This window comes from Streptomyces sp. NPDC096311, assembly GCF_044763085.1.
In the GTDB taxonomy this organism is placed as follows: domain Bacteria; phylum Actinomycetota; class Actinomycetes; order Streptomycetales; family Streptomycetaceae; genus Streptomyces.
In genome coordinates this window covers 88,436-114,249 of the sequence record NZ_JBIWFN010000006.1, presented here as the reverse complement: position 1 = coordinate 114,249, position 25,814 = coordinate 88,436, and the positions used below count along the sequence as shown (strand labels likewise).

Here is a 25,814-nt window from a genome sequence, read left to right as displayed (position 1 = left end):
CAGCAGCAGGATCTGCAGCGGACTGCCCAGGACGGGCTTCCCGAACGGCCGCCGCATCACAGGTCGCCCGCTCTCAGGCCGTCGCATCACAGGTCGTCGCATCACAGTTCTCCGAACGTCATCCGGGCCACCCACTTGGTGTTGAGCACGCCGGGCGCCGCGGGGACGATGATCCGCGCGGGATAGCCGTGGTCGGGGGTCAGGTCCTCGCCGTTGGCGAACAGGGCCAGCAGGGAACGTGGGTCGCGCACCTGGTTGTCGCGCAGGGCCGCGTGCCGGAAGGCCCCGTGCCGCTGCAACGACTCCACCAGCACATCGGGCGCCGCGCCCGCCTCGTATCCCACCAGCGCCGCGAGGTCCCGCAGCCGCACGCCCCGCCACCACTGGTCGGAGGTCGACCAGCCCTCCACGCAGGCGATGGGCAACGCGGCGCTGTGGAGCGGGAGTTTCAGCAGCTCGTCCCGGCTCAGCCGGACCGTGCGCCCGCGCCCCTCGACGACCAGTCGCCATGTCTCCCCGGACGTCTCCCGCATGTCGATGCCGACCGCCTCGGCCGTCTTGTTGATCTGGAAGCCGCCGGGTCCCCCGCTCGGTTCGGGGCCGCCGTGCGGCACGAGCACGGCCGTCTCCCGCAGCGGCCCGTCGAAGCTGCGGCCCGCCGTCGTGGCGAACAGCACCAGCGATCCCCCGCCCACGAACCCGAGAGCGCCGCGCCGCGAGACGGTGGGCGGGCCGGGATCCGGTGCCACCAACTCATCATCCGTCTGCGGACGTTGATCCTCATCGCGGAGATGACGCAGATTGCGCAGCGCCATGGGCACCCGCAGCACGGCGTGTGCCACGAACGCGGCGATGAACACCCAGGCCCCGTAGAAGTGCAGCGGATAGAAGGAGCCGGGGAAGATGTAGTCGAGCTGGACGTTCAGCACGCCCGTCGTGAACTCGAACAGCGCGCCGCCCACCAGCAGGAGCAGCGAGATGCGCTCCAGCGCGTGCGCGAGCGACCTTGCGGGCGGCAGCGTGAAGAGTTTCGGCACGACCGACCACAGCTTCGCCAGCAGTACCGGGATCAGCGTGATCCCGAGGGTGACGTGGACGCCCTGGGTGAGGCGGTAGAGCCAGGACGGGTTCGTCGGCCAGGAGAAGAGATAGAAGCCGAGCAGCCCCTTGTCCGGGGTCATGTCGTTCACCGGTGACAGGTTCGGGTTGTAGGCGGCGTACGACACGAGACCCGTCACGAACAGCACGGTGATGCCGCCGAGCAGGACGACGCCGAGCACCGAGGTGAACCAGGGGCCACGCACTGGGCTGCGCCAGAACGCGGGGGAGGAGGGAGACCGTGGCATGCCTCGACCGTAGGACCGCGACACCCCCCGAACGGGTCCGCGAACCATGACGAAACTCTGACGTCCGCTCCCGTGGCGGCTCCGGCGGCCGGTCCGCGGCCTAGCGTGCGCATGTGAACCGCGATCTGCCCCAGGACCTTCACCCGAAGCTCGACCGGCGCCGCGACCGGCGCCGCGATCCGCTCCTCGACCTGGCCGCCGTCCTGGCCGCCGCCCTGCTCGTCACGACGGCCGCGCTCGTCGGCACGTCGATCCAACGCCGCCACCACTCGCTCTTCGTCCGCTGGCCTCCCCTGTTCGCCCAGTGGGAGCCGCACCTCGGCCCCGGCACCCCGGCCGCGCTCGCCGTGGCCGTCGCCGTCGTCGCCTACGGGCCGCTCCTCGCCACGCGGCTGCCGTGGCGGGCGCTGCTGTGGGCGTCCTGGGGCACCGCCACCGCCTGGACGTTCTCCCTCGCGCTGGTCGACGGGTGGCAGCGGGGGATCGCCGGTCGGCTGACGGCCACGAACGAGTACCTCACGGTCATCGACCGCTTCCACGACATCCCCGCCACCCTGCGGGACTTCACCCACCACATCGTCAGTCACTCCCCCGCCCCCTGGCCCGCGCACATCGCCGGCCACCCGCCGGGGGCCACCGTCACCTTCGTGCTCCTCGACCGGGTCGGGCTGGGTGGCGGCGGCTGGGCGGGCGTCTGGTGCATCGTGGCCGGGGCGGCGGCGCCGGCCGCGGTCCTGGTCGCCGTACGGGCGCTGGCCGCCGAGGAGCTCGCCCGCCGCGCCGCCCCCTTCCTGGTCCTCGCCCCGGCCGCCGTATGGGTGGGCGCCTCCGCCGACGGCTACTTCGCCGCGGTCGCCGCCTGGGCCCTCGCCTTCCTCGCCCTCGCGGTCACCGGACCCCGGCCCCGGGCGACGGGCCTCGCCGCCGGGCTCCTCCTCGGCCTCACCGCGTACCTCTCGTACGGCCTGACGCTGTTCGCCGTGATCGCCGCCGCCGTCCTGCTGCTCGGCTCCCGCCGACTGCGCCCCCTCCCGTACGTCCTCGCCGGACTGGTCGTCGTCCCCCTCCTGTTCACGCTGCTCGGCTTCAACTGGTGGGAGGCATACCGCCTGTTGGTCACCCGCTACTACGAAGGGGTCGGCGGCCTACGGCCGTACGGCTACTGGGTCTGGGCGAATCTCGCCTGTACGGCGCTGATCGTGGGCCCGGCGACGGTGGCCGGCCTGCGCCGGACGGTCGCGACGGCCGTACGCGAGGGCCCCCGCGCCGTCCGGCGCCCGCACGCCCTCTCCCCCGAGCCGCGCCTCGCCCTCCTCGCGCTCGCCGCCCTGCTCGCCCTCCTGGCCGCCGACCTCTCCGGCATGAGCAAGGCGGAGACGGAACGGATCTGGCTGCCGTTCGCGATGTGGCTCCTGCCGACCTGCGCGTTCCTGCCCCGGCCCCGTGTCTGGCTCACCGCCCAGGCCACCCTGGCCCTGCTCCTCAACCACCTGCTGCTGACCGGCTGGTGACACCAGGAGCGAAGACCGTGACCGATGCGGCGAAGACCGTGACCCGTGCGGCGGGGACCGCGATCGCTGCGGCAGGGACCGAGTTCAATCCAGCTGCGATCCGCGGCCGGGCGTCATAGCCTCCCCCGCATGACCGACCATCCCCTCGTCCCCGACGACTTCGCCGTCCCCACCGAACTGATCACCCCGCACTTCCGTCTGGAACCCCTGGGACCTCGGCACAACGCCTCCGACCACACCGCCTGGTCCGGCAGCGTCGAACACATCCGTGCGACCCCGGGCTTCGAGGACGGGGAATGGCCCCCCACGGACGGAATGACCCTGGAGGCGAACCTCGCCGATCTGCGACGGCACGCGGACGACTTCGCTCGCAGACGCGGATTCACGTACACCGTCCTCGACACCGTGAGTGGCGAGGTGATCGGGTGCGTCTACATCTACCCGTCCCGCGACCACGCCCACGGCACCGACGTGAGCTCCTGGGTCCGAGCGGACAGGGCCCACCTGGACGCGCCCCTGCACGAGGCCGTCACGGCCTGGCTGACCGCCGACTGGCCCCTCGACACCTTCACCTACCGGCCTCGCCCCCGCCGGCTCCCCTGACAGCCGAACGGCGACGGGCCGGGACGGTCGTGGCGCATCGGGGGAAAGGCGCTGTTCAGTGCCGTACCGGGGAAGGAGCGGGGGGCCCGGCGGGGGCGTGGGGCGGGTTGCGGCGGGGGGTCGTGGATCTCACGGTGGGCCCAAGCAGAAGCAGCCGCCGAAAGGACCACGTATGCATGCCGACATATCCCGCTCCCGCGTATCCCGATCCCTCATATCCCGATCCCGCGGCATCCTCCTGCCGACCCTGGGCGGCGCCCCGCCGGTCCGCGGCCCGGTCGGCAGGGCCGACCACGACGCCGTGTTCCACCCGCTGCTGGATGTACTGTCCGCCGTCGCCGAGCGGGGCGGCCGTCTCGACGCGGCCGAGGCCGCCGGTTTCGCGCGCGCCCTGGAGACGGCGAACGCGTCTCTCGAGCGGCGGCTGAAGGAGCGGGCCTCCGCCACGTCCGCCGCCCCCGGCGTCACCGATCGGGCCGGGGCCGCGGTCGCCGATCCGGTCGCGGTCGCGGTCACCAATTCGGTCGCGGTCGCCGATCCGGCCGCGGTCGCCGATCCGGTCGCGGATCTCCTCGCCCAGCTCCAGTCGACGGTCGACGGGCTGGTCAAAGCCCTGACGGGAGCGCTGGGCACGGTGACCGGCCTGCTGTCGCCGGTGGTCGGGGTGGTCACGGGCCTCCTCGGCGGCGGAGTGCGCTGACAAGCGCCCCGGGGCCTGAGGGACGTCAGCGGGCGAGGGACGTGGCGTCGCCCATGACGATCACCGGGTGCCGGGCGGGATCCAGCGTGCGCATCAGTTCCCGCAGGTGCTCCTGGGCCAGGCTCACACAGCCGTGCGTGGGGCCCCCGTGATCGACGTGCAGCCAGACGCCGCCGCCCTTGCCCGCGCCGAGCGGACGGGTCCAGTCGAGGGGTGAAGTGCCGGGCACGTGGTTGTAGTTGATCGCGACGACGTAGTCGAAGGAGCCGGCCAGCGACTCCCCCTCGAAGCCCGTGCCGGCGATGGTGAACCCGACCGACCGGTCGTAGGGCAGCTTCGTCCCGGGGTCGGGCCGGAGTCCGCCCGCGTCGGTGAGGGTGAACACGCCGATGGGCGAGCGGAGATCACCGGCGTGATGGTCGTCCGTCCAGCCCTTGAGGGCGTTATGGGCCGGCCAGATCGCTCCCCGCTCCCAGCCCGCGCCCGTACGCCGGTACAGCGCCACCTGCGACAGCGGGGAGTCCTTGCCCCGGCCGGTGACCAGGACGACCTGCCGCGCGTTCCCGGGTATCCCGGCCAGCATCCCGGGGCCGACACCCGGCAGCCGCGCCGGCACGACCGGCGCGGCGGACTCCGCACTGTCCGGTGCGGGCCGCCCGGGTCTGGCCTGCGTCGTACCAGGGGCGCCGGTCGACTCCCGGGCACCGCCGGCCGATTCGGCGCCGGCGCTTGCGCATCCGGCGAGCGTGACGGACAGGACCAGAGCCCCGGCGGCGATCAACGGCGTACGGAGACGCTGTCGGGGGGAGGCCGGGCGACGGGTGAAGGAAGCCATGATCGTCAGCCTGGGGGTGACTTGTGAGGAACTGGTCAGCTCCGCAGCTTTCCTGGCCGAGGCACGGCAGCCCTACACCCGGCTCCAGCCTGTCGCCGACGCGACCGCCGTAGACGACGATTTCCTCAAGGTCGCCCTCTTCGCTCCACCGGACGGCTTCGTCGTCACCCTGCGGCCCCGTGCTCCTGCAACCACCGCCGGGCGCCGACCTCGCTGGGGTATTCGCGCACGGTGAGCGCGGCAGCGAACCAGCCCACGCACCAGGCGGCGAACGCCGGCATGATGGGTGCCGCAATCGCCAGGAGGCCACGACCGGCGAGAGCGAGACCCGCGGAGCGGCGGACCTCCGCGCGCTTGCGGCTGCGGAACTCGGCGGGGGTGGGTGGGTCCAGGAGGGCCTTTCGGTGATCCCGGCGCTGCTTCACCCACCCCCAGACCACCGCCACGCAGGACGCGGTCATCTGCGCCCAGTCCCACACCATCCGCACGGTCGACGGCAGCACCGTGCGGAATCCCAGGTAGAGATTGACTGCGGCGAAGCAGAGGAAGGCCATCACGGCGAACATGAGAACGACCGTGCGGACCCGGCGCAGCCAGTAGCGCGTACTGCGCTCGTACCAGGTGGTGCCGAGCCCCGGCAGAGCCGGGATCCGGGCGGGGATCCCGGAAACGGGCAGTTCAGAAGATGCTCTTGACGCCACCCCAGACATCCTTTCCAAGTCGCTTGAAGTCGTCCCCGGTCTCCGAGAGGACATTGCCGGTGCCGTGCAGCACACCACCGACCACGCCGTGGTGGTGGATGTCCTCGCCCCAGTGCTCGTGGAAGGAGTGGTCGATGATGCCGGTCGCGCCGACCACTGCCACGATGCCGATCCCCGCAACCGTGACCGCACCCGCTTCGAAGGGCAGCGCGGCCACCACCCCTGCGGTGACGGCCGCACCGACGGCCAGGCCGCCGAAGTTGGCGCCCTCGTCCACCGCGACCGAGTGCTGCCAGGACCAGCCCTTGTCGTGGTCGTCGGAGGACTCCAGCAGCCCACAAGCACCGGCCGCGGCGATGTCCAGGACCGGCACCTCCTTGAGGAAGTCCGGCAGCTTCTCCACGCCCTCGCCCGCGCGCAGCGCCTCGGCCGCGTCGACCAGTTTGACGTTGAGGGCCCGGTCGTACGGCAGTTTGGTGCTGCCGTGGTCGGCGCGGGCGATGTCATCTTCCAGCGACTCGACATCGGCGACCGCGTCGCGATAGGCCCCCTTGGCGGGGAGGTCTTCGGGGAGCGCGCGGCCCGCCTTCTGGAACGCCTTGCGCTCCGCGCGGAGTTCCTTCTTGGCTGCCCGTTCCTCGGCCTTTGCGTCGTCGATCAGTTTGCGGGCCTTGGCGCCACCCACCCGGGCGTCCTCGGCGTCGTAGGCGTACAAGGTACGCAACATGTCGGCAAGGGTGATCTTGTCGCCCGGCGACACCGCCGCGGTGACCTGTGCGTACAACCCCCGCAACTTGTCCGCCGCGACCAACCTCGCGTGCTGCGCCGTATGCAGGATCTCCGTGCGCACCTTGTCGTACTCGCCGAACGCCGAGATCGTCCGCTGTTCGTCGGCGCTCGGCGGGTCGGAGGTGACGAACGGGAGCGGAGCGCCCTGGGCGCCCATGGGTACGCCCTTCTTCACGGCGATGTGCTCGGCGTTCTGCAGGGCGCTCTCGCACGCGGACAGCGCACCGACGAGGGTGTCGAGGATGTCGCCCGCGTCGTGGACGAGGCCCGCGAAGGCGCCCGCCGTGAGGGCGTCCTCGCTCCAGGTGGCGCGGAAGGCCTCGGCCGCGTCGCCCCTCCAGCTCGCGTCGCCGACCAGCTCCTCGACGGCGCTGCTGAGCGGACGGACGACGTCCTCGAGCTTCTTCTTGGCGTTCTTGTACGTCTCGGCCATCGTGCGCAGTCCACCGATGTCGCCGCCGACCCAGCTGTCGCTCATCAGCCGTCCCCCACCATCAGGTCCTCGAACAGGCCGTGTACGTCGATGTCGTGCCGCTGGAACGAGTCGCGGGCGTAGGTCACCTTGTCGCCGTGGTCGTCCAGCCGGTCGGCGAAGCCGGTGTGCAGGGCGACGATGAGGTCGGCGACCTCCTTGATGGCGTGGTCGAGGCCGCTGTCACCGCCGCTGACGACGGGCGGGGCGACCTGGCCGTGCAGGTTCCGGTAGTGGGTGGCCTCGTCGTGGAAGGTCTTGGACATCGAGGTGAGGTCGCTCAGGACCGCCTTGAAGTCGGGCGGCATCAGCGCATCTCCCGTGCGTAGGCGGCCAGATCGTCCGGCTGCCAGTTGTGGTGTCCGGGCGCGACGCGCGGGTCGACGCGGACGGTGACGCCGTGCTCGCGCACTCCCTCGGCCAGCGGCCCGATCGACGTGGCGACCCACGGCTGGGCCTCGCCGAGCGCGGCCACCAGCCGGGCCGGCGTGGTGAAGGCGAGGGCCACGGTCCCGTCCGTGGGGTGCTCGAAGAGTTCGTAGGCGATGAAGGGCACGCGAGTGGGACGGCCGGACGCGTCCAGCGCGTCGACGTAGCGCGGATGGGCCGGGACGAGCACGGGGGTGTGGTAGGCCGGAACCCCGGGCTTCGGGGCCTGCCGTCCCTCCGCGTCCGGCCGTACGGGCGCCTCCGCCTCGGCGTAGTCGAGCAGGCGCGAACGACGCGGCTCCGGGTTCGACGGACGGGGTTCCAGGGCCGAGGAGCCGGCCTCGGCCGACGGCTCGGGCGGCCGGGTCCCGGCGTAGTCGGAAATGTGCGACCGTATCGGCGCCCCCACCGCCGTCACCTCTTCACTCTTCACCGTGGGCGTGGTTCAACCCGGACGTTTTGGCGGGCTCACCCTAACGACCGGCCCCGAGGGCAAATCCCGCTATGTCAGGCTGCCGGGCCGTGTACATGCCGAGTGCATGCCTACTGCATACCGACCGCATACCGACCGCATGCTGAACCGAGACGCCTCCTGTGACCCAGCTCTCATCTCCCTCGTGCAGCAGATGAAGGGGCTTCCCCGTCGAGGAGGGGTGACAGGAAGGGAGGAGCGTGTGGATCTGGCAACCGAGTGGAAACTGGGCGCCGAGCGCGGCGGGACCGAGTCCCTGGCCATGGACTTTCCCGCTTTCGTCGCCGCCCGGTCGGCCGCCCTGTTCCGTGGCGCCCTCGTCTTGACGGGAAACCGCGAAGCCGCGGAGGACCTGCTCCAGGAAACCCTGGAACGGACCTGCCGCAAGTGGCGCACGATCGCCGCCAAGGACGCCCCCGACGCCTATGTGCGGCGGATCATGGTGAATCTGGCGAACGACCGCTGGCGAAGATTCCGCCGCACGACCCCTCACCCCGACAGCGGCGGCGACCGGGCCGCTCCGGGGGACGAGTACGGGCAGATAGACAGCAGGGACCAGCTCGTTCGCGCCCTTCAGCAGCTGCCGATGCGCATGCGCACGGTCGTGGTCCTGCGGTACTTCCACGATCTGTCGGACGCGGAGATCGCGGCCGATCTGAAGATCTCGGCGAGTACCGTACGGTCCCAGCTCGCTCGTGGGATCGAGAAGCTGAGAAGCCAGTTCCCCGCGCTCCCCGGCCCTTCACCGCAGCGGCCCACGGAAGGAAACCGATGACTTCACACGATGCACGGCCTTCCAGCCGCACCGGTTACACACCCTTCGAAGAGGAACTGGTGAACGCCATGAACGCATTCGCGAACTCCGCCGACGCGCCGTCCGTCGACACCGTCGGCATCGTGCGCAAGACCCGCCGCAAGCGCGTCACGGCCATCGCGGGTCTCGCCGCCGCCCTGATCGTGGCCGGCGGCGGCACCGCCCTGGCCACCGCCGTCTCCAACGGTTCGGACGCCTCTCGGCCCGCCGCCGCGACCACCGCGACCGACGACGCCACCACCGTTCTGGTCAACGGCAGCAAAATCAAGCGCGAGTTCGCGGGCCTCGACCTGGACTTCGCCAAGCAGTTGCTGCTGAAGTCCCAGCTCAAGCTCGGCACGGTCAGCAAGGTGGACTGCGGCAAGAACGGCAAGCCGGGCTCGGTCCACTCGGTCGACCCGCACAGCCCGAAGACCGTGTCCATCGGCGACACCATCAACGTGACCATCTGCGCCGGCTGATCCAAGACACCTCAACCGCCCCGAACCGCCCCCGCCCCGGTCGTCGCGAGCTCCGACGACCGGGGCGGAGTGCGTTCCGCGGACAACCGACAACCGACGACTGACGACCGACGACCGGCCGGAGTCGGCTCAAGGACAGAGGTGTGTGCCGAAGTGCCGTGAACGGTCGGGACCTCGTCAGGTGAACGCCAACACCCTGGCCCGCCGCCCTCCCCCCGCGTTCGATGGAACGCGGATACCCGTGTCGACGTACGCCGAGGGGTGAGCGAGCGATGGGCGAGGGAGAGCGGCGGCGGGTCGTCGTGGGGGTGAGCGGTTCGCCGGGGAGTCTGGCGGCGCTGCACCGGGGCGCGTTCGAGGCACGCCGCACCGGCGCCGTGCTGCTGGCCGTGGGTGCCTGGGAACCGCCGCGCGGCGCGCTCGCCCACCCGAGTTCGATGCTCGCGCCGCCGATGACCGAGTTCCGGCAGATGGCGGACGACCGGCTGCTCACCGCCCTCGACACGGCCTTCGGCGCCGACGGCCCCGGGGTGCCGTGCCGGGGGCTGGTCGTGTGGGACCGGCCGGGGCGCGCGCTGGTGCGGACCGCCGACCGGATCGGCGACCTCCTGGTGATCGGCGGCGGGCGACGCGGCCGGATGCGCCGGGCGCTGTACCCGTCCGTCGCGCGCTACTGCCTCGCGCACGCCGCCTGCCCGGTGCTGGCCGTACCGCGCTCACCGCTGCACCGCGAACTCGCCTCCGTACGCCGCCGGGTCAGCCTGCGCCTGCCGCTCGACGCCAGCGAACTGACGGACGGCAGGTCCCCCGACCCGCTGTCCTGAACCGTCGTCCCGATCTGCCGTCCCGGCTCAGCCGACCCGGAAGCCTGCCGAGACCGTGTCGAAGACCGGGCGGAAGCTGTCCCACTTGAGGTCCGGAGCCGAGAGGTAGATGTCGTACTCCCGGCCGCCCTCCTGCCCGAAGCCCAGGTCGATGGCGCGGAACGCCCGGACCCGGCCCTTGAAGGTGAACTCCCACACGGCCGCGGGCTTCTCCTGGAACGTGGTGCGCTGCATGCGCAGTTTCCGGTACGAGGAGGGGTAGTTGACCTTGGTGTTCGCCTCGATGTTCGTGAAGTGCGACTCGGGGTTCGCGCCCGCCGGCTCGACCATGCCGATCGTGAGTTCCGCGAGACCTGACGTGTCGGTGTAGGTGACCTGTTCGGAGGTCGCCTTGCCGCGCTTCCAGCCGTCCGGGACCGGCAAGGAGACGCCCAGCTTCTTGTCCGTGACCAGGTGGTAGCCCGCGGGAACGGCCGGCGGCGCGGAGGTGGAAGCGTCGGCTTTGTGGTGGGTGCCGCCGCTCTTGCCGTCCCGGGTCATGGACCACGCGCCCGCCACGGTCGCGGCCGCCAGCACCACGGCCAGCGCGCTCCAGACGGCCACCCGGCGCCCACGGGCCCGGGGCGGTGCGTCTTTTTGCGCCGGTGCCACTGTGGTCGCGGTCCGCGGAGACGGTGCCGGTACCGGCATCGGCGCCGGTACCGGTACCGGTACCGGACGTGTGGGCGTCAGCTGCGTCGGTACCCCCGACACCACTTCCCTCAGGACCCGCTCCACCTCCTGCGCCGACGGCCGCTCCTGCGGTTCCTTCGCGAGCAGCGCGTCGATGAGGGGTTCCAGCGGCCCGGCCTGCTTCATGGCGTCGACCGGGTCGACCGCGATGGCGTACGCCGTCTCCACGGCCGTGGCCTTGCGGAACGGCGGCCGCCCCTCGACGGACTGGTAGAGGGTCGCCCCGAGCGCCCACAGGTCCGCGGCGGGTCCGGGCTTCTTGCCCCGCATCCGTTCGGGCGCGATGTAGTCGATCGAGCCGATGATCTCGCCGGTCTTGGTCAGCGTCGAGGTGCCGGTCGCCATGGCGATGCCGAAGTCGGTGAGGACGACGCGGCCGTCGGCGCCGAGCAGGACGTTGCCCGGTTTGACGTCACGGTGCAGCACCCCGGCGGCGTGCGCGGCCCGCAGCGCGGCGACCATGCCGAGGCCGATCCGCGCGGCCTCGCTGGGCGGCACCGCGCCGCCGTCCGTGAGCAGGGCCGCGAGGGTGGTGGAGGGCACGTACTCCATGACGATGCAGGGCAGCCCCTCGTCGTCCACCACGTCATGCACGACGACCACGTGGGGATGGGCGATACGGGCGGCGCTGCGCGCCTCGCGGCGGGTGCGTTCGTGGAGGGTGACGAGCTCGTCGTCGGTCAGGTGCCGCTGGACATGCAGCCGCTTGACGGCGACCTCGCGGTTGAGGACCTCGTCCTCGGCACGCCACACCGTGCCCATGCCGCCACGGCCGATCTGTTCGATCAGCCGGTAGCGCCCGGCGACCAGCCGCCCCTCGTCCGCCACCGCGTGCCCCTTGCCGTTCTTTCCGGACCGCTCGCTCCGGACCGGTTCGAACCATTGCGCGTTCGATTCGTGTCGACACCATAGTCGGCCCAGGTTGCGGGGGAATCTCAGCCCGGGTCCCGCTCGTCAGGGGCCGCGAGGACGAGTTGGGTCAGCGGAGTGGGGTCGCCCGTGTCCAGGGTGACCCGGTAGAGGCCGGGCGCGGGCACGGTGACACGGGCCGCGAGGTGGTCGTCGTCGCCGTACAGCCGGGCGGGTCCGGCGAAGGCCCCGCCGACCTCCTCGACCGCGCAGTCCAGTCCCGCGGGACTGTCGACGCCGCGCACCCGGACCGTCCAGGGCGTGCCCGGCGCGACGAGGTCCGGGACCTCGATGCCGACCCGGGCCCCGGCCTGCGGGGGACCGAGGTGCTCGTCCTCCTCCAGGAACGACGTCACCGCCTCCAACGCGGCCTCCCCCTGGGCCAGCGCACCGTGCTGCAGTGCGAGGGGCACGATGGCGCGGTTCAAGGGGGAGGTCGCGGACTCCTTGTGCACGGTGCCGTCGCCACCCACGTCGAAGCGGCGCGGGGCACCGGTCGCGTCGCGCATCAGCTCGCCGTCGCTGTGCTCGCGGTAGCAGTGCTCGGAGGCGGTCACCACGCCCTGCCGGAGGGCCAGGGACTGAAGGGTGGGCTGGCTGATGCCCACCAGCGCCCGGTGCCCGGGCAGCGCCCGCCCGCGCAGGGTGTCGTGCAGGGTCTGGGAGTCGACGGCCAGATCCTTGTCGCCGCCCAGGTCGGCGATGTCCGTGGGGCTGAGCCGGCGGATGTTCAGGCCCTCGTCGAGACAGGGGAACGTCGGGAGCAGGTCGTGCAGGCCCGGCATGGTGTACGCGAGTCTCCTGAGCCTGCCGTGCGGCAGCGGAACCGGCGCGCCCCGCCCGGTGTTGAGGATCGCGGCGGCGGCCACCGCCCCCTGGAAGGGCGTACCGAGGGTGAGCACCCCACGCGTGTCCGCCGCGAGGTCACCGTCGGGGCCGTCGGTGAGAGCGGCGAGGGTGAGCAGTCCGCCCATGGAGTGCGCGACGAAGACCAGCCGGCCCTCCCGCTCGTCGACCCGGTGCTTACGGGCGAGCGCGTGCGCGGGGTGCCGCCGCCACCGCTCCAGGTGTTCGCGCGCGGCCTCGGCGAGGAACCGGGCGTTCGTGGCGACGGACAGCCGCCAGTCGTAGGCGAAGGGCAGCACAGCCGCCGGGTCGGCCACGCTCCGGGTGACCGTCGCGACCAGGTCGTTGTAGGGCTCGATGCCGCGCAGGAACGGGCTCCAGGCGGGGGTGCGCAGCAGGCGCCGGGCCCGGATGCGGCCGAGGCGGCCCTCGCGTTCGTCGGACGTGAGGCGCAGGGCGCGCAGTCCCCGGGGCGCCGTCCACGCCTTCAGCAGCCATCCGGCGTTCGCGAGACCCCAGACGACCTCGCCGGACTCGGTGTCGTACAACTCGCTCCCCATGATGCCGGGAACGACGACGACGGCGTCCTGCGTCGTGTTCGGGGAGAGGCCGGGGAGGCTGTAGGGCCGCTCGTCCGGGCGGCGGCCTGCGGTATTGGGCTGCGACGACTCGGTCATGGCGGGAACAATAGAGACCATGCGAGGGCGGGCGGGCGGGCTTGTCAGGATCGGGGAGCCGGGGGACGGCGGCGATACGGGGCAGGCCACGGCGGGCCGTGCGCCGGCGAACACCGTGGAGGAGGACTCCGCGCACCGCACCCTGTTGACCCTCGCCGTCCGTGACTACGGCGACGGGGACGCGGAGTTCACCGCCGGGATCGACGAACAGCTCTCGGTCGTGGCCGACTGGTGGTGCGCCCCGGGGGCACCGGAACCCTTCACCCACGTCCCCGCGCCGGAGCTGCGCGAGCGCTACGACGTCGAGCGCTTCCTGCACGAGACCGGGGTGCGCGAGACGCGCGGCCGCGCCCTGGTCGTCTTCATCACGGGACACGGCCAACTGGGCGCCTCCCGCACCCACTTCCTCCAGTTGCCGAGGACCGAACCCCGGCGCCAGCTGGCCACGGCCATCCGCACCAGCGAGATCGTCGCCGCCGCCCTCGACTCCCGCGCCGAACACGTCCTGGTCGTCATCAACACCTGCTACGCGGCCGGGATCGCCGAGGAGCTGGAGAAGCTGCACCAGGAGATCCTGCCGAGCCGGCGCACCGGCGGCAGCCTGGACGTCGTCGCCACCTGCGCCCACGACCAGCTGGTCCAGGTACGGCAGTTCCCCTCGGTGATGCGCCGAGTGCTGGAGCGGCTGCGCACCACCGCCCAGATCACCACGCCCTGGCTGAGCGTCGCCCATCTGATGACGGAGTTCGAGAGCGAACTCGGCACCGACACCGAGCGGCGCAAGCACCGGCTCAAACGGGTCCTGGACGGCGGCGGCCAGACCACCCTGACACCCTGTCTGCCGAACCCCGGCTACCGGCCCGTACGGGAACTGGTGGGGCCCGCGCGCCGCCAGGTCGCCACCCCCGCCGACGAGGTCGACCACTGGCTCGACCGCGCCAGCGGCCGCCCCCAGAAGACCGACCCGGGCTGGTACTTCAGCGGTCGGGAGGGACTGGGCCGCGCCGTCACCGCGTTCCTCGGCCGTCCCCGCGGTGTCCTGCTGCTGACCGGAACCGCCGGGAGCGGCAAGTCGGCCGTGCTGGCGCGGGCCGTGACGCTCAGCGACCCGCTGTTCCGCGACGACCCGCGCTACGGCCGCGCGCTGCGCTCGGCCGCGCCCGAGACCGTCCCGCCCGAGGGCTCCGTCACCGCCGCCGTACTGGCCCGCCACCGCACCGCCTCCGACGTGCTCGGCGACCTGCTGCGCGCCCTGGAACTGCCACCGCGCCCGGCCGGGCCGACCGACGACCCGGTGGAACTGCGCCGCGCCCAGCTGCTGGCCCATCTGGACGAGCCGGGCGACCCGGTCACGCTCGTCCTCGACGGCCTGGACGAGTCCGTCGAACCCTTCCGCGTGGTCAGGGACGTCCTCGCCCCGCTCACGGCCCACTGCGGCGCCGCCCCCGCGCTGCCCGGCCAGCGCCGTCCGGAGCGGCAGCGGTCCCTGCGGCTGCTGATCGGCGTACGCAGCAGCCGTCCCCGTGCGGACCGCGCCGCCCCTCCCGGCCCCGCGGGGCGGGAGGCGGGGCTGCTCGGCGCGCTCCGGGAGGTCTTTCCCACGGCGTCCGTGCTGCGTACCGACGAGACGGACAGCGAGAGCGACATCGCCGACTACGTCCGGGCGCTGGTCGGCGACGGGACGTCCGGCGGCGACAGCACCCGGCAGGCGGCCGAGACCGTCGCCAAGCGGGTCTGGCCGTCGTTCCTGGACGCCCGGCTGGCCGGCGAGCAGCTGCACCACGCGTCCGACCCCGACGCGCTGGCGGGCAACCCCGACTGGCTCGACCTGCTGCAGGCGGGCACCATCGGTCTGCTCCGGCGCGATCTGGCGCTCGTCGAGGACGAGGGGCTGCCCGCGGAGGTCGCCCTCGCGCTGCTGCGGGCCGCCGCGTTCGCGCTGGGCGCGGGCATCCCCTGGTCGGACGTGTGGCCTGCCGTCGCCGGGGCGCTGCTCGGCCGGCCGGTCGAGGAGCCGGACCGGATGATCGAGAACCTGCTGAAGAGCAGGCTCGCCGGATATCTGGCCCACGACGACGAGGACGACCGGCTGGTGTACCGGCCGGCCCACGAAGCCCTGGCCGAGCTCCTGCGGGATCCCCGCCAGGACCTGCTGGCCGGCATCGGGGGCGACGCCGTATGAGCGACGCGGACAGCCCGTACCGCGCGCCCCGTCCGGGCCGCTCCCACACGGGCGACTCGAAGACGTGGGCCGACGACTCGAAGGCCTGGGCCGACACCAAGGACGCGCACCGGCTCATCGCCGAGGCGCTGGCCCGGCTCGTCGCCGCGGACCCGACGATCCCGCCGCACCCGTATCTCAGCCGCCACCTGGCCCATCACGCGGCCCGGGGCGAGGTCCTCGACGACGCCCATGTGCCGCTCGCCGTACTGCCCTGGGAGTCCAGCGCGAACGTGCGCACCCTGCTGCGGCAGAGCGACGCGGTGAGCGCGGCGCGACGACAGGAGTGGCTGGAGGCGTGGGCCCGCATCGAGCCCTTCATCGGCGACGCCGGTCCGGACTCCCGGCTGACGAGCCTGCACCTGGCCCATCACGCGGCGACCCGCCCCCGCACCCCGCTCGACACGTCCGCCGCGCGGGTGTCCGGTTCGCGCATCACCCCGCTGTGGAGCGACTGGACGGCGCAGGACAACGTACTGGCGGTCTCCGAGACCCGCCTCGAATCGCTGACCCGCACCACGACCACCGACGGCCGCTCCCTGCTGGTCAGCGGCGACAACCACGGCACGATCCGGATGTGGGAGCCGCACGGCGTACCGGCGATGGCGCCGCTGCACACGTACGGCGGGGCGGTCCAGCATCTGCTGCCGCTCCCGGGCGATCTGCTGCTCTCCGCGGGCACCGACGGTTCGGTGCGCGTCTGGCACCTCACCCGGGGCCAACTGCTGGCCGAACCCGTCCACCGCCCCGGCACCTGGGTCAGCGCCCTCACGCTCTTCGCGGCGAAGGACGCCCCGGAGGTCGTCCTCGTCGCCCACAGCGACGGCCGTCTCGGCGCGCTGGATCCCGTCACCTTCCGGCCCGTCGACACCCCGCTGCCCTCCCTCGACCCCGCGCCGGCCCTGCTGAGCGGGGTCGGTCTGGGCGGGGCGGAGGGGATGGCGCTGGCCGTGGCCCAGGGCCGGCGGGTGCGCGTCTGGGACCCGCGGCGGGCCGACGGGTACACGCACGAGCACGAGCACGAGGGGGCGGTGCGGGCCCTGGTGGACCTCGCGGCGCCGGGGCGCTACGCGCTCTGCGACGACTCGGGGTACATCGGCTTCCGGGACGCCTCGACGGGCCGGGAGACGGCCGTCGCGCCCGCTCCGCCCGCGGGGCCCGTCGTCGCCCTGACCGCCCTGACCGTGGCGGGCCGGGCGGCGGTGGCGTCCGGGGGCAGCGACCACGCCCTGCGGGTCTGGGACGCGCGGACGGGCGCGGCGATCGGCGGCCCCCTGGAAGGGCACACCGCTCCTCCCGTGGCCCTGACCACCCTGCCGGGCACCGCGCGGGAACTCCCCGCCCCGGCCGGACAGGAACTCCTCGTCTCGGCCGGCGCGGACCACACCCTGCGGCGTTGGAAGCCGGGTGGCCCGGGCGTCGGCGCCGGGCGCGCGGTCCGGCGGCCCGTCACGGCGGCGGCGCTGTCCGGTCCGGGGTCCACCGCCGGGGCGCCGCTGATCGCCGTGGCCGACGAGTCCGGTACGGCGCTGTGGGACACCGGGACCGGTCGCCCGGTCCCCCTCCCGGCGGGCCACGCCCCGGTGACCGCCTTCGCCTCGGCGCGCGTCCGGGGCGAACCCCTGCTGGTGACCGCGCACCACGACGCCGGAATCCAGCTGTGGTCCCTGGACCGGGGTGCCCACGCCGCCCCCGCGCGGCTGGCCGGGCTCCTCGGCCACAGCCTGCCGGTGCGGTCCATGGCCGCCTTCCCGCACGACGGACGGACCCTGCTGGTCACCGGGGGCGCCGACGGCACCGTACGCCTGTGGGACCTCGACCGGATGTGTGCGCTGGCCTGCCGGGAGGACCATCTGCTCAGTGTCCGGGACGTCACCGTGCTCGACACGGCACAGAGTCCACGGATCGTGTCGGCGGGCACCGACGGGACCGTACGGTTCTGGGATCCGGTCACGCTGCGGCCCGTGGGAGCGCCGCTCCACTGCGAGCAGCGGGTCGTCAACGCCGTCGCCGCCGTGCCCGTCGACGAGCCGGACGGGGCCGAACTCGTCGCGTCCGGCGGGGAGGACGGCACGATCCGGCTCTGGGATCCCGGCACCGGGCGGCCGGTCGGGCGGCGGCTGGACATCGGCGACGGGCCGGTGGCCGCGCTGGCGTTCTTCCGGACCGCGACCGGCCGCCCCTGCCTCGCGGCGACGGGCCCCGGCGGAACCATCCACCTGTGGGACACCGGCACCGGCTCGCACCTGCTGCGGATCGTGACGGGCAGCCCGCTCGGGACCCTCGACGCGCTGGAGGCCCGCCAGCCGGGCGGCCCGCACCCCGAGCACCCCGTCCTCCTCGCGGCCGGAGTCGCGGGCGTATGCGTGTTCGACGTCCGAATGGAGGGGCGCTGATCCGGCGCCCGCCGAGCCGCCCACCGTGGGCGTGCGCCTCCCGTGTGCCCCAGCGCCCCCCTCTCGCGCCCCCGCCACGGCGTGGAACCGGGCATCCCGGGGCGCGCGCTACGGGAGAATGATCGCCCGCATGTTCCGGCGGAACATGCGGGCGAGGGACACATACAGCCACGGAAACGTACGGGCACGGGAACCTGCGGGACACAGGGACGCGCGCCTCGTGCGGACCGCGCGGACCGCGCGGCACCTTCCGCACGGCACGGAGGCCGCGCGGGCCGCACGAACCCGGGCCCCTCGGCCCGCCGGGCGGCGCCCCGGCAGTGCGGCAGCGGCCGCAGACCATCGGCTCAGCAGCGAGGACCAGGATGAACAACAGCCCTTCGGCGGTGACCACAGCCCACTTACCGTCTCTCGTCCCCGCTCCGGAACGCGGAGTGTGGCGGCTGGGCAAGAGGGACCACCCCAAGGAGTACAACCGGCTCGAACCCGAGACCAGCCAGGGCTCCAGCGCGGGCCGCTTCAGCCTCGCCACCTACGGAATGCTGTACTGCGCCAGCGATCCGGCCGGCTGTTACGCCGAGGCGCTCGCGCCCTTCCGCGTCCACCCCAAGCTGCGCGGGCTCATCGGCCACGAGTGGGACGAGCGGCCCAGCCACATGAGGCTCGGCCACCTGGCCTCGGGCTGGCGCGAGGACCACATCCTGGTCCGGCTCGAACCCGCCAAGGACGCCCAGTTCCTCGACGTCGACGCCGAGGCCACCCGGGCCGTCCTCGCGCGCGAACTGCGGGGCGAACTGACGGCGTGGGACATCGAGCCCCCGCTCACCGACCTGCACGTCCACGGGCGGGACCGCAGACTGGCCCGGCAGATCGCGGCCTGGACGGTCGCCCAGCGCAACGACGCCGGCCACCGGCTGGCCCAGGGCATCGCCTACCGCTCCGGATACGGCGGGCGCACCTGCTGGGCCATCTTCCACGACGTCGATCTCGTCGAGGCCGAGCGGCGCCCCATCCAGCCGGAGTCCCCCGAACTGCGCGCGGTCGCGGCGGAGTACGGCCTGCGTGTCTTCTGAACGGGGCCGGCGGATCTCCTGAACGGGGTCTTCGGGTCCGCCGAACGGCGCCGGCCCCCCGGGCGTTCGGCCGCACCCGCGTCGCCCGATCGAGCGGTGCTCCGTCCCGCACCCATCGGCGGCACCGGAGAAAATCCCTGGTCAAACCCCTCATGCCACATTCGAGGTGGGATTTCACAGGGGATTGAAGGGGGGAAAACGGTGGAGTGAGGGACCCTCAGACGGGTAGACTTCCTTCAACACAACTGAGGAGACGCCATGTTGACACCCTGTATGTCACCCCTCGCGCCATCCCGTGTCTTACCCGTTTCATGACCGCCAGGAAGCGAGGAATCATGCAGCCACTGCGAGAGCCCGCGGCCAAGACGGTCACCACGAGCGTCATCGACACGGTCACCGAGACCACCGCGCACGCCAACACGGTCCAGAAGTCGATCGCCGACATAGCGCGCTTCCTCCAGGACAACTTCGGGCAGAAACTCACCGCGTTCATCGCCGGTATCGAGGACCCGAAGCAGGTCGGCAAGTGGTCCAACGCCCAGAACAGCCCGAGAATCGACTCCGAGTTGCGCCTGAGGGCGGCCTACCAGGTGTTCCAGATCATCGAGCTCCAGGAGAACTGCCACACGGCACGCGCCTGGATGATCGGCATGAATCCGCAGCTGGAGGACGACTCACCGCTGCAGGCCATCGCCGAGGACCGGCACAAGGACGTCATGGCGGCGGCCCGCTCGTACGTCAAGGGCGATCTCTGACGCGCCCCACGGGCTTGCTTGCATATGCAAGGATCTCGCGCCTATCTTGGCGCGCATGCAGTCCTACACCATCGGTCAGGCGGCCCGGCTGCTCGGCGTGAGCCCGGACACCGCACGGCGGTGGGCGGACGCCGGGCGGATGGCGACGCACCGGGACGAGGGCGGACGGCGGCTGATCGACGGGCGGGATCTGGCCGCGTTCTCCGTCGAGCTCGCCAAGGGCGGCAGCGGTGAGGAGGACGCCTCCTACACCTCCGTGCGCAACGCGTTCCCGGGCATCGTCACCGCCGTGAAGCTCGGCGACGTGGCGGCCCAGGTGGAGATCCAGGCCGGACCGCACCGGCTGGTCTCCCTGCTGACCCGGGAGGCCGTGGAGGAACTCGGCCTCGAGGTCGGCATGGAGGCCACCGCCCGCGTGAAGTCGACGAACGTGCACATCGACCGGGTCTAGGGCCCGTCTTTCGGTTCAGGCCCGTCGGGCGGTGGCCTCGGCGGCCGTCGGTCTACCCGCTCATCGGGTGACGGAGTACGAGTGCGCCCCCGTCCCCGCCAGCGCACCCCCGTCGACGATCAGGTACTCGTCCCGGATCGGGGTCCCGTCGAGCCAGGACTCCAGGATCTCCCGGGTGCCCGCCGCGTAGCGGGCCTGCGCGGACAGCGACGAACCCGAGATGTGCGGGGTCATTCCGTGGTGCGGCATGGTGCGCCAGGGGTGGTCCGCCGGCGCGGGCTGCGGATACCAGACGTCACCCGCGTATCCCGCCAACTGCCCGCTGCGCAGCGCCCGGTCGACCGCGTCCCGGTCCACGATCCGGGCCCGCGCCGTGTTGATGAGATAGGCGCCGCGCTTCATCGTGGCGAGCAGCTCGTCGCCGAACAGGCCCTCCGTCTCCGGGTGCAGCGGCGCGTTGATGGTGACGACGTCGCAGTGCGGCGCCATCTCCGCGGCCGTGGCGTGGAAGGTCAGCCCGAGCTCCCGCTCCAGCTCCGTCGGCAGCCGGTGCCGGTCCGTGTAGTGCAGCTTCACATCGAAGGGGGCGAGGCGGCGCAGCACCGCGAGGCCGATGCGACCGGCGGCAACCGTACCGACGTGCATGCCCTCCAGGTCGTACGAACGGGCCACGCAGTCCGCGATGTTCCAGCCGCCGTCCAGGACGACCTGGTGGGAGGGGAGGTAGTTGCGGACGAGGGAGAGCGTCATCATCACCACGTGCTCGGCGACGCTGATGCTGTTGCAGTACGTCACCTCGGCAACCGTGACACCCTGCGCGATGGCCGTGTCGAGGTCGACGTGGTCGGAGCCGATGCCCGCCGTGATCGCCAGCTTCAGGTTCTTCGCGGCGGCGATCCGCTCGGGGGTCAGATAGGCGGGCCAGAACGGCTGCGAGATGACGACGTCGGCGTCCGGCAGCTCCTGGTCGAAGACGCAGCGGTCACCGTCCTTGTCGGAGGTGACGACCAGGGTGTGCCCGCGTTCCTCCAGGAAGCGGCGCAGACCGAGTTCGCCGCTCACACTGCCGAGGAGATGGCCGGGGGTGAAGTCGGTCGCCTTCGGGGTGGGCGTGGTCTGACCGCCGGGGTAGTGGCCGATGACGGGGAGATCGTCCCGGGCGTACGTCGTGGGGTATCCGTCGGTCGGGTCGTCGTACAGCACGCAGAGCACCTTGGCCATGACGCGGCTCTCCTCAACTCCGTTGATCGCGGGCTCCGTTGAACGGACGGTGCTGTCACGATCCTCGGAGCCGAACGCGCTGGTCAAAGCGAACGTCGCTATGCCCGGATAGACGGCGGCTATCAACGCCCCCTCAACCGCGCCCGCCCAGATAGGTGTGGAGCAGCGCGTCCAGCGCGTCCCTCACCCGCGCCTCCCGCGCCACCGTGAACAGCGCCTCCGCGAGGACGGAGGGAGGATCGTCCCGCGCCACGACGAGCCCCACCCTCGGCCCGTGCGCGGGCCCCTCCAACGGAACCACCCGCATCCCCTCCGGCATCCCGAACATGTGCAGCCAGGCATGGGAGATCACGCTGGACCAGCGGCCACTGGGCAGATGCGCGTACAGCCCGGCGACACTGTCCGACTCGATCGCCGGGGTCGCCTTCGCGCCGTCCGCCGCGAAGCACTCGTCGATGATCCGCCGGTTGCGCATCCGGGGGCTCAGCAGGCACAGGGGCAGGGCGGCCGCGTGCGCCCAGCGCGCGGTCGTCGCCGCGCCGAGCGGACCGGTCACCGGGGTGAGGAGCACATACCGCTCCTCGTACAGCGGGAAGCGGCGTACGTGACGGAGCTCTTCGTCGTCGAGATACGTCATGGCCGCGTCGAGCTCGAACTCGGCGAGCCCCTGGGTGATCTCGGCCGACGACAGGGACTCCAGGCCGACGCGGACCCCCGGGTGGCGTTCGCAGAACGGGGTGGTGAGGAGGGAGGCGGCGGGCAGCGCGGTGGGGACGATGCCCAGGCGCAGGGTGCCGGTCAGGCCGCCGCGCAGTGCCGACAACTCCTGGTGCAGGGCGTCGCGTTCGGCGAGGATGCGGTGCGCCCAGGCGAGGACCACCTCCCCCTCCGGGGTCAGCCCCTCGTACCGTCTGCCACGGCGCACGATCGGCACGTCCAGCTCGTGTTCGAGACGGCGGATCGCGGCGGACAACGAGGGCTGCGAGACGAAGCAGGCGGCCGCCGCGCGGGCGAAGTGCCGCTCCCTGGCCAGCGCGACCAGGTACTCCAGCTGACGCAGCAGCATCCACGACCTCCCCGGCGGGTCAGGCTCGCAGACGCGTGTGCGTGGCGTCCATGCCCTGCCCGGCTACGTCCACGACGGGTAGTGCCCGTCCACACGGATCGCGTTGATGCCGCTGATGTGCCGGGCGCCGCAGCGGTCCTGGGGCAGCACGAGCTGGGGGCCCGCCCGGTCCAACGGGGTGTCGTCGATGCCGACCGCGAGGAGGACCGGGGCGTGCCCGAAGTCCGGGTCGATCTCGGCCCAGGTGAGGAGCGCGTGATGGCCGTCCGCCCCGGCCACCGCGATGAGGAAGCGCAGCCGGTCCTTGCGGCGGGCGGGGTCGAAACCCGGTCCGGCGTCGTGCAGGACGTCGTGCAGCAGGGGCCCCTCGAAGCGGTGGTGCTGTACGCCGCTGGTGGCGCACTCGAAGCTGACCCGGGCCCGGTGCTGGGGCCAGGCCAACAGGTCGGGCACGGTCAGCCGGACCGGGCGGGCGAGGTCTCCGGTCAGGGCGACCGACGCGAGCGAGTGAGCGGGCGGCTGAGTCAGGGACTGCCCCACTGGGCACCACCTCCCGAATGTCCGTACCCAGGAAGCGGTCCCGTACAAACGCACATGCATACACCCCGGCAACGATCGTGCGGCTCATGCGATGTGACAGGAGACTTCCGGCTTGCATCTGCGGAAGTATGATCGGCGTAAGCATGCCTGAGGCTTCCGAGGGAGTAGACCCGTGATGACCCGATCCACGCGCCGGACCCGCACCCGCACTCTGCGCGTGGCCGGCGTCGGTGCCGCCGCGCTGCTGGCCCTGAGTGCCTGCTCGTCCTCCGACTCCGACTCCTCCTCCGACTCCTCCCCGAAGTCGGACACCTCGGCCTCCTCCTCGCCGAAGCTCTCCGGCACGGTGACCGTGTTCGCCGCCGCCTCGCTCAAGGAGAGCTTCACGGCCCTGGGCAAGGAGTTCGAGAAGGCCAACCCGGGCACGAAGGTCACCTTCAACTTCGGCGGCAGCGACACACTCGCCGCCAGCATCACCGGGGGCGCCCCGGCCGACGTGTTCGCCGCGGCCAGCCCCAAGACGATGGCGATCGTGACGGACAAGAAGGACGCCGCGACCACGCCCGCGACCTTCGTGCGCAACCAGCTGGAGATCGCGACCCTGCCCGGCAACCCCGACAAGGTCGCCTCCCTGAAGGACCTCACGAAGTCCGGCCTCAAGGTCGTACTCTGCGACAAGACGGTGCCGTGCGGTGCCGCCGCGCAGAAGACGCTGGACGCGAGCAAGCTGAAGCTCACCCCGGTCTCCTACGAACAGGACGTCAAGAGCGCCCTGACGAAGGTGGAGCTGAAGGAGGCCGACGCCGCCGTCGTCTACAAGACCGATGTGAGGGCGGCGGGTGACAAGGTGGAGGGCGTGGAGTTCCCCGAGTCGGCCGAGGCCATCAACGAGTACCCGATCGCCCTGCTCAAGGACGCGCCCAACGCGGAGGCGGCGAAGGCGTTCATCGCGCTCGTGCAGTCCGCCGAGGGCCAGAAGGTGCTCACCGCCGCGGGGTTCCTGCAGCCGTGACCGAGCTGGACGCCTCCGACGCCGCGGCCGACACCCTCACCGGTGGGCCGCGGCGCCGGCGCGTCCGGACGGGCGAACGGGCCGCCGGGGTCCCGCTCCCCCTCCTCCTCCCCGCCCTGGTCGGCCTGGCCTTCCTCCTGCTCCCCCTGCTCGCCCTGCTCGTACGGGCCCCCTGGCGGGACCTCCCGAACCAGCTGACCAGTACGGCGGTCTGGCAGGCGCTCCAGCTGTCCCTGGTCTGCGCCACGGCGGCGACCGGAGTGAGCCTGGTGCTCGGCGTGCCACTGGCCTGGCTCCTCGCCCGTACGGATTTCCCCGGCCGGGGCTTCGTGCGGGCCCTGGTGACGCTGCCCCTCGTGCTGCCTCCGGTCGTGGGCGGTGTGGCGCTGCTCCTGGCGCTCGGGCGCAACGGCGTCGTCGGGCAGTGGCTGGACTCGTGGTTCGGGATCACGCTGCCGTTCACCACGGCGGGCGTCGTCGTCGCGGAGGCGTTCGTGGCGATGCCGTTCCTGGTCATCAGCGTGGAGGGCACGCTCCGGGCGGCCGATCCGCGCTACGAGGAGGCCGCCGCGACGCTCGGCGCCTCCCGGTTCACCGCGTTCCGCCGGGTCACCCTGCCGTTGATCGCGCCCGGGATCGCCGCCGGTGCCGTACTGGCTTGGGCGCGCGCCCTGGGCGAGTTCGGGGCGACGATCACCTTCGCCGGCAACTTCCCCGGCCGCACCCAGACCATGCCGCTCGCCGTCTACCTGGCCCTCCAGAACGACCCGGACGCCGCGATCGCCCTGAGCCTGGTCCTGCTGGCGGTGTCGATCGCGGTCCTGGCGGGCCTCAGGGACCGCTGGACGGCGGCGCCGTCATGACGGACCCGACGCTTCCCCCGGGTAAGCCCTCCGGCTCGGACAAAGGCCTCGACGCCCACCTGGTCGTCCACCGGGACGCCTTCCGTCTCGACATCGCCCTGACCGCCGCGCCCGGTGACGTCGTCGCGCTGCTCGGGCCGAACGGGGCGGGCAAGAGCACCGCGCTGCGGGCGCTGGCGGGGCTCACGCCGTTGTCCGACGGCGGCCGGATCCGGCTGGACGGCGCGGACCTGGGGCGTACGCCGCCCGAGGCCCGCCCGGTCGGTGTCGTCTTCCAGGACTATCTGCTCTTCCCGCACCTGTCCGCCCTCGACAACGTGGCGTTCGGGCCGCGCTGCCAGGGCGTATCGAAGGCGGCGGCGCGGGAGCGGGCCGCGCGGTGGCTGGAGCGGATGGGGCTGGCCGAGCACGCGGCCGCCAAGCCGCGCCGGCTGTCCGGCGGACAGGCGCAGCGCGTCGCGCTCGCCCGCGCGCTGGCCACCCACCCCCGGCTGCTCCTGCTCGACGAGCCGCTCGCCGCGCTGGACGCCCGCACCCGCCTCGATGTGCGCTCCCAACTCCGGCGCCACCTCAGCGACTTCGAGGCCGTCGCCATACTCGTGACGCACGACCCGCTGGACGCGATGGTGCTCGCCGACCGGCTGGTCGTCGTCGAACACGGCCGGGTGGTCCAGGAGGGGACACCGTCGGACATCGCCCGCCACCCGCGCACGGACTACATCGCCCAGCTCGTCGGCCTCAACCTCTACCGGGGCGCGGCCGAGGGCCACACCGTACGACTGGACACGGGTCCGGCGATCACCACGACCGAGGACCTGGACGGTCCCGTCCTCGTGGCGTTCCCGCCCAGCGCCGTCACGCTGTACCGCGACCGTCCGACCGGCTCCAGCGCGCGCAACCTGTGGCGGTGCGAGGTCGCGGGCCTGGAGACGCACGGCGACCAGATCCGCGCGGACCTCACCGGAGAGCTCGCGCTCGCCGCGGACCTGACGACGGTCGCCGCGGCCGAGCTCGACCTGCACACCGGGGCGCCGGTCTGGGCGACGGTGAAGGCCGCCCAGACGCACGCGTATCCGGCCTGACAAGGCCTGAGAA

At 72.6% G+C, this 25,814-nt stretch carries 25 protein-coding genes; 14 read left to right on the top strand and 11 right to left on the bottom strand.

Annotated elements, in window-relative coordinates:
* Positions 1-101: 101 nt before the first annotated feature.
* Entirely contained in the window at positions 102-1,346 is a 1,245-nt protein-coding gene (locus tag ACIRA5_RS17100) for a molybdopterin-dependent oxidoreductase (protein ID WP_403691489.1), read from the bottom strand.
* 113 nt (positions 1,347-1,459) lie between these two features.
* Between ACIRA5_RS17100 and ACIRA5_RS17095 the strand changes: the two genes are divergently transcribed.
* The 3 genes from ACIRA5_RS17095 (at position 1,460) to ACIRA5_RS17085 (ending at position 4,160) form a co-directional block, all read left to right on the top strand.
* Entirely contained in the window at positions 1,460-2,857 is a 1,398-nt protein-coding gene (locus ACIRA5_RS17095; RefSeq protein ID WP_403691487.1) for a hypothetical protein, read from the top strand.
* 129 nt (positions 2,858-2,986) lie between these two features.
* Complete coding sequence (locus ACIRA5_RS17090) at positions 2,987-3,460, top strand: GNAT family N-acetyltransferase (RefSeq protein ID WP_403691485.1); 474 nt, start codon at positions 2,987-2,989, stop codon at positions 3,458-3,460.
* Between the two features lie 172 nt (positions 3,461-3,632).
* On the top strand, positions 3,633-4,160 hold the full coding sequence (locus tag ACIRA5_RS17085; RefSeq protein WP_403691484.1) for a hypothetical protein: 528 nt from the start codon (positions 3,633-3,635) through the stop codon (positions 4,158-4,160).
* Between the two features lie 25 nt (positions 4,161-4,185).
* Here ACIRA5_RS17085 and ACIRA5_RS17080 read toward each other — a convergent pair whose 3' ends face one another.
* From ACIRA5_RS17080 to ACIRA5_RS17060, 5 genes are all read right to left on the bottom strand, one after another.
* Positions 4,186-4,995 carry a L,D-transpeptidase family protein gene (locus tag ACIRA5_RS17080; RefSeq protein ID WP_403691482.1) on the bottom strand — a complete coding sequence of 270 codons (810 nt, stop codon included), beginning with the start codon at positions 4,993-4,995 and terminating at the stop codon, positions 4,186-4,188.
* Between the two features lie 164 nt (positions 4,996-5,159).
* On the bottom strand, positions 5,160-5,705 hold the full coding sequence (locus tag ACIRA5_RS17075; protein ID WP_403691481.1) for a hypothetical protein: 546 nt from the start codon (positions 5,703-5,705) through the stop codon (positions 5,160-5,162).
* The gene (locus ACIRA5_RS17070; protein WP_403691480.1) at positions 5,674-6,963 is read right to left on the bottom strand and encodes a WXG100 family type VII secretion target; all 1,290 of its coding nucleotides are present in this window, start codon (positions 6,961-6,963) and stop codon (positions 5,674-5,676) included. The genes ACIRA5_RS17075 and ACIRA5_RS17070 overlap by 32 nt, the downstream gene beginning before the upstream one ends.
* A complete protein-coding gene (locus tag ACIRA5_RS17065) occupies positions 6,963-7,265 on the bottom strand; it encodes a DUF6317 family protein (protein WP_403691478.1) in 303 nt (100 codons plus the stop codon). The genes ACIRA5_RS17070 and ACIRA5_RS17065 overlap by 1 nt, the downstream gene beginning before the upstream one ends.
* Complete coding sequence (locus ACIRA5_RS17060) at positions 7,265-7,819, bottom strand: SAV_915 family protein (RefSeq protein ID WP_403691477.1); 555 nt, start codon at positions 7,817-7,819, stop codon at positions 7,265-7,267. The genes ACIRA5_RS17065 and ACIRA5_RS17060 overlap by 1 nt, the downstream gene beginning before the upstream one ends.
* 241 nt (positions 7,820-8,060) lie before the next feature.
* Here ACIRA5_RS17060 and ACIRA5_RS17055 point away from each other — a divergent pair, with 241 nt between their 5' ends.
* The 3 genes from ACIRA5_RS17055 (at position 8,061) to ACIRA5_RS17045 (ending at position 9,957) form a co-directional block, all read left to right on the top strand.
* Positions 8,061-8,633, top strand: a complete 573-nt coding sequence (locus ACIRA5_RS17055) for a SigE family RNA polymerase sigma factor (protein WP_403691476.1) — start codon at positions 8,061-8,063, stop codon at positions 8,631-8,633.
* A complete protein-coding gene (locus ACIRA5_RS17050) occupies positions 8,630-9,133 on the top strand; it encodes a hypothetical protein (RefSeq protein ID WP_403691474.1) in 504 nt (167 codons plus the stop codon). The genes ACIRA5_RS17055 and ACIRA5_RS17050 overlap by 4 nt, the downstream gene beginning before the upstream one ends.
* 272 nt (positions 9,134-9,405) lie before the next feature.
* Complete coding sequence (locus ACIRA5_RS17045; protein ID WP_403691472.1) at positions 9,406-9,957, top strand: universal stress protein; 552 nt, start codon at positions 9,406-9,408, stop codon at positions 9,955-9,957.
* Positions 9,958-9,984: 27 nt separating this feature from the next.
* Here the strand turns inward: ACIRA5_RS17045 and ACIRA5_RS17040 are convergent, their stop codons facing one another.
* Together ACIRA5_RS17040 and ACIRA5_RS17035 are read right to left on the bottom strand one after the other, a co-directional pair.
* A complete protein-coding gene (locus tag ACIRA5_RS17040) occupies positions 9,985-11,517 on the bottom strand; it encodes a serine/threonine-protein kinase (protein WP_403691470.1) in 1,533 nt (510 codons plus the stop codon).
* Positions 11,518-11,624: 107 nt separating this feature from the next.
* Positions 11,625-13,004: a hypothetical protein gene (locus tag ACIRA5_RS17035; protein WP_403691923.1), complete on the bottom strand. Its 1,380-nt coding sequence runs from the start codon at positions 13,002-13,004 to the stop codon at positions 11,625-11,627.
* 136 nt (positions 13,005-13,140) lie between these two features.
* On the opposite strand from ACIRA5_RS17035, the gene ACIRA5_RS17030 reads away from it, so the two are divergent.
* The 5 genes from ACIRA5_RS17030 (at position 13,141) to ACIRA5_RS17010 (ending at position 20,017) form a co-directional block, all read left to right on the top strand.
* Entirely contained in the window at positions 13,141-15,303 is a 2,163-nt protein-coding gene (locus ACIRA5_RS17030; protein ID WP_403691468.1) for an AAA family ATPase, read from the top strand.
* Entirely contained in the window at positions 15,300-17,738 is a 2,439-nt protein-coding gene (locus tag ACIRA5_RS17025; RefSeq protein ID WP_403691466.1) for a WD40 repeat domain-containing protein, read from the top strand. Before ACIRA5_RS17030 ends, ACIRA5_RS17025 begins: the two co-directional genes overlap by 4 nt.
* Before the next feature lie 365 nt (positions 17,739-18,103).
* Positions 18,104-18,811 carry an RES domain-containing protein gene (locus ACIRA5_RS17020; protein WP_403691465.1) on the top strand — a complete coding sequence of 236 codons (708 nt, stop codon included), beginning with the start codon at positions 18,104-18,106 and terminating at the stop codon, positions 18,809-18,811.
* 335 nt (positions 18,812-19,146) lie between these two features.
* Complete coding sequence (locus tag ACIRA5_RS17015) at positions 19,147-19,566, top strand: XRE family transcriptional regulator (protein ID WP_403691463.1); 420 nt, start codon at positions 19,147-19,149, stop codon at positions 19,564-19,566.
* Positions 19,567-19,621: 55 nt separating this feature from the next.
* A complete protein-coding gene (locus tag ACIRA5_RS17010; protein ID WP_054234136.1) occupies positions 19,622-20,017 on the top strand; it encodes a molybdopterin-binding protein in 396 nt (131 codons plus the stop codon).
* Between the two features lie 60 nt (positions 20,018-20,077).
* Here ACIRA5_RS17010 and ACIRA5_RS17005 read toward each other — a convergent pair whose 3' ends face one another.
* The 3 genes from ACIRA5_RS17005 to ACIRA5_RS16995 all read right to left on the bottom strand — a co-directional run bounded on the left by ACIRA5_RS17005 (position 20,078) and on the right by ACIRA5_RS16995 (position 22,844).
* Positions 20,078-21,238, bottom strand: coding sequence for an NAD-dependent formate dehydrogenase (locus ACIRA5_RS17005; protein WP_403691461.1), 1,161 nt, complete (start codon positions 21,236-21,238; stop codon positions 20,078-20,080).
* Between the two features lie 133 nt (positions 21,239-21,371).
* Entirely contained in the window at positions 21,372-22,304 is a 933-nt protein-coding gene (locus ACIRA5_RS17000; protein ID WP_403691460.1) for a LysR substrate-binding domain-containing protein, read from the bottom strand.
* A 63-nt stretch (positions 22,305-22,367) separates the two neighbouring features.
* Entirely contained in the window at positions 22,368-22,844 is a 477-nt protein-coding gene (locus tag ACIRA5_RS16995) for a molybdopterin-dependent oxidoreductase (RefSeq protein ID WP_352049424.1), read from the bottom strand.
* Positions 22,845-23,019: 175 nt separating this feature from the next.
* Between ACIRA5_RS16995 and modA the strand changes: the two genes are divergently transcribed.
* From modA to ACIRA5_RS16980, 3 genes are read left to right on the top strand one after another with little or no spacing between them, the layout of a single operon-like run.
* Positions 23,020-23,856, top strand: coding sequence for a molybdate ABC transporter substrate-binding protein (gene modA, locus ACIRA5_RS16990; RefSeq protein WP_403691458.1), 837 nt, complete (start codon positions 23,020-23,022; stop codon positions 23,854-23,856).
* Entirely contained in the window at positions 23,853-24,719 is an 867-nt protein-coding gene (modB, locus tag ACIRA5_RS16985; RefSeq protein WP_403691457.1) for a molybdate ABC transporter permease subunit, read from the top strand. The genes modA and modB overlap by 4 nt, the downstream gene beginning before the upstream one ends.
* The gene (locus tag ACIRA5_RS16980; RefSeq protein WP_403691456.1) at positions 24,716-25,801 is read left to right on the top strand and encodes an ABC transporter ATP-binding protein; all 1,086 of its coding nucleotides are present in this window, start codon (positions 24,716-24,718) and stop codon (positions 25,799-25,801) included. The genes modB and ACIRA5_RS16980 overlap by 4 nt, the downstream gene beginning before the upstream one ends.
* The last annotated feature ends 13 nt before the right edge of the window (positions 25,802-25,814 follow it).

Bases quoted from the DNA above. Each gene is read 5' to 3' on its own strand.
- ACIRA5_RS17100 (WP_403691489.1), bottom strand. From the start codon at position 1,346: ATGCCACGGTCTCCCTCCTCCCCCGCGTTCTGGCGCAGCCCAGTGCGT.
- ACIRA5_RS17090 (WP_403691485.1), top strand. From the start codon at position 2,987: ATGACCGACCATCCCCTCGTCCCCGACGACTTCGCCGTCCCCACCGAA.
- ACIRA5_RS17085 (WP_403691484.1), top strand. From the start codon at position 3,633: ATGCATGCCGACATATCCCGCTCCCGCGTATCCCGATCCCTCATATCC.
- ACIRA5_RS17080 (WP_403691482.1), bottom strand. From the start codon at position 4,995: ATGGCTTCCTTCACCCGTCGCCCGGCCTCCCCCCGACAGCGTCTCCGT.
- ACIRA5_RS17075 (WP_403691481.1), bottom strand. From the start codon at position 5,705: ATGTCTGGGGTGGCGTCAAGAGCATCTTCTGAACTGCCCGTTTCCGGG.
- ACIRA5_RS17070 (WP_403691480.1), bottom strand. From the start codon at position 6,963: ATGAGCGACAGCTGGGTCGGCGGCGACATCGGTGGACTGCGCACGATG.
- ACIRA5_RS17065 (WP_403691478.1), bottom strand. From the start codon at position 7,265: ATGCCGCCCGACTTCAAGGCGGTCCTGAGCGACCTCACCTCGATGTCC.
- ACIRA5_RS17050 (WP_403691474.1), top strand. From the start codon at position 8,630: ATGACTTCACACGATGCACGGCCTTCCAGCCGCACCGGTTACACACCC.
- ACIRA5_RS17045 (WP_403691472.1), top strand. From the start codon at position 9,406: ATGGGCGAGGGAGAGCGGCGGCGGGTCGTCGTGGGGGTGAGCGGTTCG.
- ACIRA5_RS17035 (WP_403691923.1), bottom strand. From the start codon at position 13,004: ATGGGGAGCGAGTTGTACGACACCGAGTCCGGCGAGGTCGTCTGGGGT.
- ACIRA5_RS17030 (WP_403691468.1), top strand. From the start codon at position 13,141: ATGCGAGGGCGGGCGGGCGGGCTTGTCAGGATCGGGGAGCCGGGGGAC.
- ACIRA5_RS17025 (WP_403691466.1), top strand. From the start codon at position 15,300: ATGAGCGACGCGGACAGCCCGTACCGCGCGCCCCGTCCGGGCCGCTCC.
- ACIRA5_RS17020 (WP_403691465.1), top strand. From the start codon at position 18,104: ATGAACAACAGCCCTTCGGCGGTGACCACAGCCCACTTACCGTCTCTC.
- ACIRA5_RS17015 (WP_403691463.1), top strand. From the start codon at position 19,147: ATGCAGCCACTGCGAGAGCCCGCGGCCAAGACGGTCACCACGAGCGTC.
- ACIRA5_RS17010 (WP_054234136.1), top strand. From the start codon at position 19,622: ATGCAGTCCTACACCATCGGTCAGGCGGCCCGGCTGCTCGGCGTGAGC.
- ACIRA5_RS17005 (WP_403691461.1), bottom strand. From the start codon at position 21,238: ATGGCCAAGGTGCTCTGCGTGCTGTACGACGACCCGACCGACGGATAC.
- ACIRA5_RS17000 (WP_403691460.1), bottom strand. From the start codon at position 22,304: ATGCTGCTGCGTCAGCTGGAGTACCTGGTCGCGCTGGCCAGGGAGCGG.
- modA (WP_403691458.1), top strand. From the start codon at position 23,020: ATGACCCGATCCACGCGCCGGACCCGCACCCGCACTCTGCGCGTGGCC.
- ACIRA5_RS16980 (WP_403691456.1), top strand. From the start codon at position 24,716: ATGACGGACCCGACGCTTCCCCCGGGTAAGCCCTCCGGCTCGGACAAA.